The sequence below is a fragment of the Pseudomonas agronomica genome, from assembly GCF_025917275.1.
Lineage (GTDB): Bacteria > Pseudomonadota > Gammaproteobacteria > Pseudomonadales > Pseudomonadaceae > Aquipseudomonas > Aquipseudomonas agronomica.
The window spans coordinates 1-9,111 of the sequence record NZ_JAOSHO010000190.1 but is presented as its reverse complement, the minus strand read 5'-3'; the positions used below and the strand labels follow the sequence as shown (position 1 = coordinate 9,111).

5 protein-coding genes are annotated in these 9,111 nt (G+C 62.1%); 2 read left to right on the top strand and 3 right to left on the bottom strand.

Annotation, left to right across the window (positions count from 1 at the left end):
- Window positions 1-519: S-methyl-5'-thioinosine phosphorylase (locus OC610_RS15030; RefSeq protein ID WP_264428711.1), on the top strand; the 519-nt coding region annotated here is incomplete at its 5' end.
- Between the two features lie 122 nt (window positions 520-641).
- Here the strand turns inward: OC610_RS15030 and OC610_RS15025 are convergent.
- Genes OC610_RS15025 through mfd form a run of 3 tightly spaced genes read right to left on the bottom strand, consistent with a single transcriptional unit; the run spans window position 642 to window position 7,373 of the window.
- A complete protein-coding gene (locus OC610_RS15025) occupies window positions 642-3,335 on the bottom strand; it encodes a DEAD/DEAH box helicase (protein WP_264428709.1) in 2,694 nt (897 codons plus the stop codon).
- 11 nt (window positions 3,336-3,346) lie between these two features.
- The gene (locus OC610_RS15020) at window positions 3,347-3,913 is read right to left on the bottom strand and encodes a peptidoglycan binding protein CsiV (protein WP_264428708.1); all 567 of its coding nucleotides are present in this window, start codon (window positions 3,911-3,913) and stop codon (window positions 3,347-3,349) included.
- 10 nt (window positions 3,914-3,923) lie between these two features.
- The gene (gene mfd / locus OC610_RS15015; RefSeq protein WP_264428707.1) at window positions 3,924-7,373 is read right to left on the bottom strand and encodes a transcription-repair coupling factor; all 3,450 of its coding nucleotides are present in this window, start codon (window positions 7,371-7,373) and stop codon (window positions 3,924-3,926) included.
- Between the two features lie 168 nt (window positions 7,374-7,541).
- Here mfd and OC610_RS15010 point away from each other — a divergent pair, with 168 nt between their 5' ends.
- Window positions 7,542-9,005, top strand: a complete 1,464-nt coding sequence (locus OC610_RS15010) for a glyceraldehyde-3-phosphate dehydrogenase (RefSeq protein WP_030139960.1) — start codon at window positions 7,542-7,544, stop codon at window positions 9,003-9,005.
- Window positions 9,006-9,111 lie beyond the last annotated feature (106 nt).

Here is a 9,111-nt window from a genome sequence, read left to right as displayed (position 1 = left end):
CAGGCCGGTGCCGAAGCCATCCTTGCGGTCAACGCAGTGGGTGGGATTCACGCCGCGATGGGCACTGGGCATTTTTGCGTGCCCCACCAGTTGATCGATTACACCAGCGGTCGCCAGCACACCTATTTCGCCGATGACCTGGAGGCGGTGACCCACATCGATTTCAGCTATCCCTATACCGAATCGCTGCGCCAGCAACTGATCGCCGCCCTGGCCGCCGAAGGCTGCGCTTATAGCAGCCACGGCGTCTACGCCTGCACCCAGGGGCCGCGCCTGGAAACCGTGGCCGAAATCGCCCGGCTGGAACGCGATGGCTGCGATATCGTCGGCATGACAGGCATGCCGGAGGCAGCGCTGGCGCGTGAGCTGGAGTTGGACTACGCCTGTCTCGCGCTGGTGGTGAATCCGGCGGCGGGCAAGTCCACTGCGGTGATCACCATGGCTGAGATCGAGCAGGCTTTGCATGACGGAATGGGCAAAGTGAAGTCGACCTTGGCGCGGGTGTTGATGGCGGGCTAAAACAGCCCAGGGAATATCCGGGTGGGAGCGAGCCTGCTCGCGAAGGCGGCGGCTTAGCTCGCGAGAATGTTGAAGGCTGGCGGCCTCTTCGCGATCAGGCTCGCTCCCACACGAAAAGGGTTTTAGCGCTTCTCCAGCTTGTCCGGCAACGGCGCGAATAGCGCCTCGATGTCTTCATTCTGCAATTTCCAATCTCCCGCCACGCGTCCGTCCAGCACGCCAGCCGCCAGGTCGGACTTCTCTTTCTGCAGCAGTTGGATCTTTTCTTCCACCGTGCCGCGGGCAATCAGTTTGTACACGAATACGGGTTTTTCCTGACCAATGCGATAGGCGCGGTCGGTGGCCTGGTTCTCGGTAGCGGGGTTCCACCACGGGTCGTAGTGAATCACCGTGTCGGCTTCTGTCAGGTTCAAGCCTACGCCACCGGCTTTCAGACTGATCAGAAAGATCTGCCGCTTGCCGCTCTGGAATTCCTTCACCGGTGTGCGACGATCCCTGGTCTGGCCGGTCAGGATGGCGTATTCCACGCCGCGCTTTTTCAGTTCTTCTTCGATCAGCGCCAGCATCGAGGTGAACTGTGAAAACAGCAGCACCCGCCGGCCTTCTTCAAACAACTCCTCGAGCATTTCCATCAGGCTGTCGAGCTTGCCCGAGCTGCTACCCCGGGCCGGCAGGGCGGCATCGCTGATCAGGCGCAAGTCGCAGCACACCTGGCGCAGCTTCAGCAGTGCCTCGAGGATGATGATCTGGCTGCGCGCCACGCCTTTGCGGGTGATCTCGTCGCGCACTTTCTTGTCCATGGCCAGGCGCATGGTCTCGTAGACGTCCCGCTGGGCGTCGCTGAGTTCGACCCAATGGATGATCTCGGTCTTGGGCGGCAGTTCGGTCGCCACCTGTTCCTTGGTGCGGCGCAGCAGGAACGGTTTTATCCGACCGTTGAGGTGTTGCAATCGTACATCGCTGCCGCGTTTTTCGATCGGTACGCGGTAGTCTCGGTTGAAGCTCTTGATGTCGCCGAGCCAGCCCGGCAACAGGAAATGAAACAACGACCAGAGTTCACCCAAGTGGTTTTCCAATGGCGTCCCGGACAGGCACAGCCGTTGCCGGGCATCCAGTTCGCGAGCGGCCTGGGCGGCTTTGCTGGTGGGATTCTTGATGTACTGGGCTTCGTCGAGGATCAGCACGTGCAGCGGCTGTGCCTTGAGGCGTTCGACGTCCTTGGGCAGCAGCGCATAAGTGGTCAGGATCAGGTCGTAATCGGCCAGGCGCTCGAAGTGTTTCTTGCGCCCGGCACCGTACAGGGCCAGGACCTTGAGCTGCGGGGTGAAATGCGATGCTTCATCGAGCCAGTTTGGAATCAGGCTTGTCGGCATCACCACCATGCATGGGCGGTCCAGGCGGCCGGCGTGTTTTTCGCTGAGAATGTGCGCCAGGGTCTGTAGGGTTTTACCCAGGCCCATGTCGTCCGCCAGGATGCCGCCCACCTCCAATTGCCGTAGCGACTGCATCCAGCTCAGGCCTTCGAGCTGGTAGGGGCGCAGCGTTGCGTTCAAGCCCTTCGGGGCGGCGGCGGTGTAATCCTTGATGTCGCGCAGGCGTTGGGCGAGGCTGCGTATGTGTTCGCCACCTTCCCAGCGCAGCGGCATGTCCTGCAACGGGTTCAGGCGCAGGGCGTCGGCGCTGTTGAGCCGCAGCTTGGTGGTGCCGGGCTCCTGCAGGTAGAACTCGCCGAGGGTCGCCAGCACCGGTTTCAACCGCCCGTAGGGCAGGGCCACTTGCTGTGGGCCGAACTCCGAGTTGGGACGGTGCGGCAAGTTGACCAGGATGAGTTCGTCATCGCGGCGCCTGGCCAGGCGTTCCGGGTTGAACAACTCGATGTGCGAGCGCATCAGGTTCAACAGGATCGGCAGCAGGCTCAGTCGCTCACCGTTGACGATGATCCCCAGTTCCAGGTCGAACCAGTCCCGCTCCGGCGTTTCCTCGACCGTGGCGTACCACTCGTCTACCGCCGTCAGGTCGAAGCCGAAATCTTCATCGATCTGCAATTCCCAGCCCTGGGTGCGCAGTTTCGGCAGGTCGTTGAGCGTAAAGGTCAGCCAGGCACTGTCGTTGACCATTTCGTACAGTTCGCCCGCGCTCTCCGGCAAGGCCTTGCTTTGTCGGGTCGCGATCTTGAAACCGAGAATTCGCAGTTGTTCGCGGTAGGACTGTTCCACATCGGTGTGGCGTTTTATCCGCAGCGTCTGGGTTTCCTGGCGAATCAGTACGTCGGTGTTGCGCTGGCCGCTGACGTATTCGTCCAGGTAGCTGAACGACAGGGCGGCGCGGTGCTGGATGTAGCGCTGCATCTTGCCGTTGCGCGGCTCGAAGGCACTGAATTCGATGCTCGCCAGCCACAGGCGTGGCACCGGTTGCACGTTGTCCACCAAGACTTGCGGCGGCGCCTTGGGGCTGCGGCTGTCCAGCACTGCCTGGAGTTTTTCCAGCATCTGCGCGTCTTTTTCAGCGGCAGGGTAGGCCAGGGTTTCCTGGACTTGCAGCAGCACCGCCGCGCAATGCTTGCAATTGATCCGCACCGGACAGGAGCACGCCGCTTCAAGCAGGATCAGCGTGCCCTTGGCTGACTCCTTGAGACGAATGGTCTGGCGATAAACGCTGCCGCCGGAGCCTTCGCAACTGGCAATGATGGTGCTGTCGCCGGCCTCGACGATCCTGACGCGGTTTTCCAGCGCGTATCGGCGCCCACGCTCCAGGCTCTGTTCCTTGAATCGATTGACCCAGGAAGGTGCCAGCGGTTTGCTCAGGGGCGAGGGCATGGGCGCGCCGATCAGTCTGGAATGACGTCAGGTGCCTGGCGTGGCGCAGGCGCGGTCAACGAGGTGATCTTGATCAGCAAGCCGAGATGGCCGTTATCGAGGAAGTTCAACTGGCCGTTCTTGGTGTGGCTCTCCTGTTTCAGGCGTTCGCTGGCCGTGACCAGGCCATTGGCATCGATCTGGTTGATCCAGAAGTCAGCGTCCACGTCGGTGAAGCGGCCGAGCTTGAGCTCCAGCGTGCCTTCGATGGGAAACTGGCCGAACTGTTCGGTGCCGTCACTGACGGCGATCTTGCTGCCTTGTTCGCCCAGGTTCTGTTGCCAGGCCTTGTGCATCAGCACGGTGTACTGGCCGCTGGCGTTGAGTTTTTCGACGATATTGCCCATTGCCGGTGTCCGCAGGCTGTCTGCGCCCAAGCGTCGCGCGCCGGCGTCCCAGTCTTCCGGCGCTGCGCGGCTGATGATGGTCGGCTCGGCATTCTGCCGAACCAGGATCATCTCCACCTGATACAGATCGTCGGCCAACGCCAGAGGGGCAACCAGGGTCATCAACAACATCAAGGAGTGAAACAGGCGCATTGGGCGTCCTTCAAGCAGTGGTCGGAGTGAGGCGCTCGAACAGCGCCTCCACGGTATTGAAACGCTCTTCCGGGCGTTCCATGGGCACCATGAACTTGAACATCGTGGCGCCTTCGAACTTGTAGCGTTTGGGCTGGCCCTGGATCAGCTTGATCAGCACCAGTGGATCGACCGGGGTCTGGGCTTCGAACTCGATACGGCCGCCGTTGGGCCCGCCGTCGACTTTCTTGATGCCCAGTTGCTCGGCCTTGAGCTTGAGCAGCGTGGTGCGCACCAGATTCTTGGTCGGCTCCGGTAGCAGGCCGAAGCGGTCGATCATTTCCACTTGCAGGTCCTTCAAGCCTTCCTCGTCAGTGGCCGAGGCGATGCGCTTGTAGAGGATCAGGCGTGCGTGGACATCCGGCAGATAATCTTCCGGGATCAGCGCCGGCACCCGCAGGTTGATCTCCGGCCCGCCGCCCAAGGGCTGGTCGAGGTTCGGCTGCTCGCCCTTGCGGATCGATTTGACCGCCCGTTCGAGCATTTCCATGTACAGGGTGAAGCCCACTGCCTGGATCTGGCCGCTCTGGCCGTCGCCAAGCAATTCGCCGGCGCCACGGATTTCCAGGTCGTTGGTGGCCAGCACGAAACCGGCGCCCAGGTCCTGGGTATTGGCAATGGCTTCCAGGCGCTTTTCCGCGTCCGGGGTGATCTGCTGGCGCGGCGGTGTCAGCAGGTAGGCGTAGGCCTGGTGGTGACTGCGTCCGACCCGGCCGCGCAACTGGTGCAACTGGGCCAGGCCGAACTTGTCGGCGCGCTCGATGATGATGGTGTTGGCGCTCGGCACGTCGATGCCGGTCTCGATGATGGTCGAGGCGATCAGCACGTTGAAGCGCTTGTGGTAGAAATCGCTCATTACCTGTTCGAGCTCGCGTTCGCGCATCTGTCCGTGACCAATGCCGATGCGCGCCTCCGGTACCAGCTCGGCCAGGTCGGCGGCGCATTTCTCGATGGTCTTCACGTCGTTGTGCAGGTAATAGACCTGGCCGCCGCGCAGCAGCTCACGCAGCAGGGCTTCCTTGACCGTGCTTTTGTTCTGCTCCATGACGAAGGTGCGCACCGACAGACGCCGGGCTGGCGGTGTGGCGATGATCGACAGGTCGCGCATGCCCGACACCGCCATGTTCAAGGTGCGCGGGATCGGCGTGGCGGTCAGGGTCAGGATGTCGACTTCGCTGCGCAGGGCCTTGAGCTGTTCTTTCTGGCGCACGCCAAAGCGATGTTCCTCATCGATGATCACCAGCCCCAGGTTCTTGATCTTCACATCGTCCTGCAGCAGCTTGTGCGTGCCGATGACGATGTCGATCTTGCCCTCGGCCAGGTCCGCGACGGCGGCGTTCACTTCCTTGGCGGACTTGAAGCGGCTCATCACTTCCACGGTCACGGGCCAGTCGGCGAAGCGGTCGCGGAAACTGTTGTAGTGCTGCTGGGCGAGCAGAGTGGTCGGCACCAGGATCGCCACCTGCTTGCCGCCGTGCACGGCAATGAACGCGGCGCGCATCGCTACTTCGGTCTTGCCGAAGCCCACATCACCACAGACCAGGCGGTCCATGGGCTTGGGCGCGAGCATGTCGGCGCGTACGGCTTCAATGGTGGTCTGCTGGTCGACGGTTTCTTCGAACGGGAATCCGGCGCTGAAGGTTTCGTAGTCGGCTTTCGGGTCGGCGAATGCATAGCCTTCGCGCGCGGCACGGCGGGCATAGATGTCCAGCAATTCCGCCGCCACGTCGCGCACCTGTTCGGCCGCCTTGCGCTTGGCCTTCTGCCAGGTTTCCGAGCCCAGGCGATGCAGCGGTGCCAGCGCATCGTCGCTGCCGGTGTAGCGGGCGATCAAGTGCAGGTTCGCCACCGGCACGTAGAGCTTGGCGCCCTCGGCGTATTCCAGGGTGAGGAATTCGGCGGCCTGGTTTTCGATTTCCAGGGTCGCCAGGCCCAGGTAGCGGCCCACGCCGTGGTCGATATGTACCACCGGCGCACCTTCGCGCAGTTCTGTGAGGTTCTTGATGACCGCATCGTTGGCGGCGTCGGCGCGTTTCTCGCGGCGGCGACGCTGCATGACGCGCTGGCCGAACAACGGGCTTTCGGCAACCAGGGCCAGGGCGGGATCGTCAAGGACCAGGCCGTCGTTAAGCGGCGCGATGGTGATCGCCAGGCGATCCTTGCCCGCGACGAAGTCAGGCCAGCTGTCGACGGTCTTCGGGCGCAGCTTCAGGCGTTCAAGCAGTTCCAGCAGTACTTCGCGGCGGCCCGCGGACTCGGCGGTAAACAGCACGCGACCAGGGAATCCGTCGAGGAAACCGGCCAGGGCCGCCAGCGGTTGCGTGGCCTTGGCTTCGATCGCCAGGTCCGGCAAGGGCTTGGCGGGGAAGCGCTCGCGGCCAACGCCAGTTTCCACGTCCTGCTGGCTCGCCACCACGCGCGGCCAGCTCTTGAGGCGGGCGAAACAGTCCTCCACCGGCAGGAACAACTCGGCGGGCGGCAATAAAGGGCGGGACGGATCGACGCGACGTTCTTCGTAGCGGTTGCGTACGTCGTTCCAGAAGTTTTCCGCGGCCTGCTCGATGCCCGGCAGAGAAAATACCTGGGTGTCCTGGGGCAGATAATCGAACAGCGTGGAGGTTTCTTCGAAGAACAACGGCAGGTAATACTCGATGCCGGCCGGGGTGATTCCGCTGCTCAGGTCCTGGAAAATCGGGCAACGGCGGAAATCCACATCGAAACGTTCGCGAAAACGCGCCTTGAAGCGAGTCACCGCGTCTTTTTGCAGTGGGAATTCCTTGGCCGGCAGCAGGCGGATTGACTGGACCTTGTCGATGGAGCGCTGGTTCTCCGGGTCGAAGGTGCGCAGGGTCTCGATTTCGTCATCGAACAGGTCGATGCGATACGGCAGTTTGCTGCCCATCGGGAACAGGTCGATCAACGCCCCGCGCACCGTGAACTCGCCGTGCTCGTACACGGTGTCGACGTAGCGGTAGCCGCTGGCCTCAAGCCGAGTGCGCATCTGCTCGACGTCGAGCTTCTGGCCGATGTCCAGCACCAGGCTGCTGCCCAGCAGAAACTGGGTGGGCGCCAGGCGATGTAGGGCTGTGGTGATCGGCACTACCAAAACGCCATGACTGAGCTCCGGCAGCCGATAAAGGCTGGCGATGCGCTGGGAAATGATGTCCTGGTGCGGCGAAAAAAGGTCGTAGGGCAGGGTTTCCCAGTCCGGGAAATGCAACACCGGCAAATCCGGGGCGAAGAAACTCAGCTCCTGTTCGAGCCGCTCGGCACTCTGGCTGTCGGCGGTCAACAACAGGGTGAAGCGCTTTGCAGCGCTGGCGGCCTCGGCGATAGCCAGGCTCAGGGCGGCACCGGGCAGGTTGCCCCAGTGCTGTTTACCTGCCGCGGCAGGGAGAAGCGGAAGACGCAGAACGGGCACGGAAGGTTGAGCTCCAGCGTTGCGACAAAGTCGACAATTGTAGCGGCTGAAGGGCCCGGCTGTCAGTCGCGGACTACGCTGCCAGAACGCAAAACCACGGCGCGACGGGCGCGCATTGCTCCGGCGAGGACTCGGCGGCATAATGTAGCCCCTTTTTTCAGCCCCTACATGTGGAAGGTTACCGTGACTCAGAAGCCCGACCAGTGTCTTGGTGAATGGATTGATCGTGAAGCACTCGCAGAAGCGATGATCCCTCTCATCGGTCAGCTCTACCGCAATAACAACGTGGTGAGCTCGATCTATGGCCGCAGCCTGATCAACCAGTCTGTCATCGCGATCCTCAAAGCCCACCGCTTTGCTCGCCACCGTTCTTCCGACGACAGCGAACTCTCCGTCCACGAAACATTCCCTCTGCTCAAGGCCATGAGCGAGCTCAAGCTCGGCGCGGCCTCGGTGGACCTGGGCAAGTTGGCGTTCAAATTCCGCAGCGAAGCCAATGGCCGTAGCGCCGAGCAGTTCGTTCGCGAAGAAATGGCCGACGTGGTTGGCCAGCAAAACGCTTCGCCGCGCAAAGGCACCGACGTCGTGCTGTACGGCTTTGGCCGTATCGGCCGCCTGCTGGCGCGCATCCTCATCGAGAAAACCGGTGGTGGCGACGGCCTGCGCCTGCGCGCCATCGTCGTGCGCAAGGGCGCCGAGAACGACCTGACCAAGCGTGCCAGCCTGCTGCGTCGCGATTCGGTCCATGGTTCGTTCAACGGCACCATCACCATCGATGAAGAAAACAACACCATCACCGCCAACGGCAACCTGATCCAGGTGATCTACGCGAAGAATCCGACCGAGGTGGACTACACCCAGTACGGCATCAAGAACGCACTGCTGGTGGACAACACCGGTGTATGGCGTGACGCCGACGGCCTGGGCCAACACCTGGCCTGCCCGGGTGTCGACCGCGTTGTCCTGACCGCGCCTGGCAAGGGCAAGCTGAAGAACATCGTCCACGGCATCAACCACGGCGACATCACTGCCGACGACAAGATCGTTTCCGCCGCTTCCTGCACCACCAACGCCATCGTGCCGGTGCTCAAGGCTGTGAATGACAAGTTCGGCATCATCAACGGTCACGTCGAAACCGTTCACTCGTACACCAACGACCAGAACCTGATCGACAACTTCCACAAGGGCGATCGCCGTGGTCGTAGCGCCGCGCTGAACATGGTCATCACCGAGACCGGTGCCGCCACTGCTGCTGCCAAGGCCCTGCCTGAGCTGGCTGGCAAGCTGACCGGTAACGCGATCCGTGTCCCGACGCCGAACGTATCGATGGCCATTCTCAACCTGAACCTTGAGAAAGCCGCCACCCGTGAAGAGATGAACGAGTACCTGCGCTACATGGCGCTGCACTCCGATCTGCATAAGCAAATCGATTTCGTCAACTCGCAGGAAGTGGTGTCCACCGACTTCGTGGGCTCGCGCCACGCCGGTGTTGTCGACGCTGAAGCGACCATCGTCCAGGATAACCGTGTTGTGCTGTACGTCTGGTACGACAACGAGTTCGGCTACAGCTGCCAGGTGGTTCGCGTGATGGAAGACATGGCTGATGTGAATCCGCCTGCTTTCCCGCGCTAAGCCTTAGCTGCAAATGAAAGCGCCCCGACTTGTCGGGGCGTTTTTTTTGGGGCTGGGGTTTTGCGGTGCTTGGGCTGGCCTCTTCGCGAGCAGGCTCGCTCCCACA

Coding starts and splice junctions, on each gene's coding strand:
- OC610_RS15025 (WP_264428709.1), bottom strand. CDS start 3,335: ATGCCCTCGCCCCTGAGCAAACCGCTGGCACCTTCCTGGGTCAATCGA.
- OC610_RS15010 (WP_030139960.1), top strand. CDS start 7,542: ATGTGGAAGGTTACCGTGACTCAGAAGCCCGACCAGTGTCTTGGTGAA.
- OC610_RS15020 (WP_264428708.1), bottom strand. CDS start 3,913: ATGCGCCTGTTTCACTCCTTGATGTTGTTGATGACCCTGGTTGCCCCT.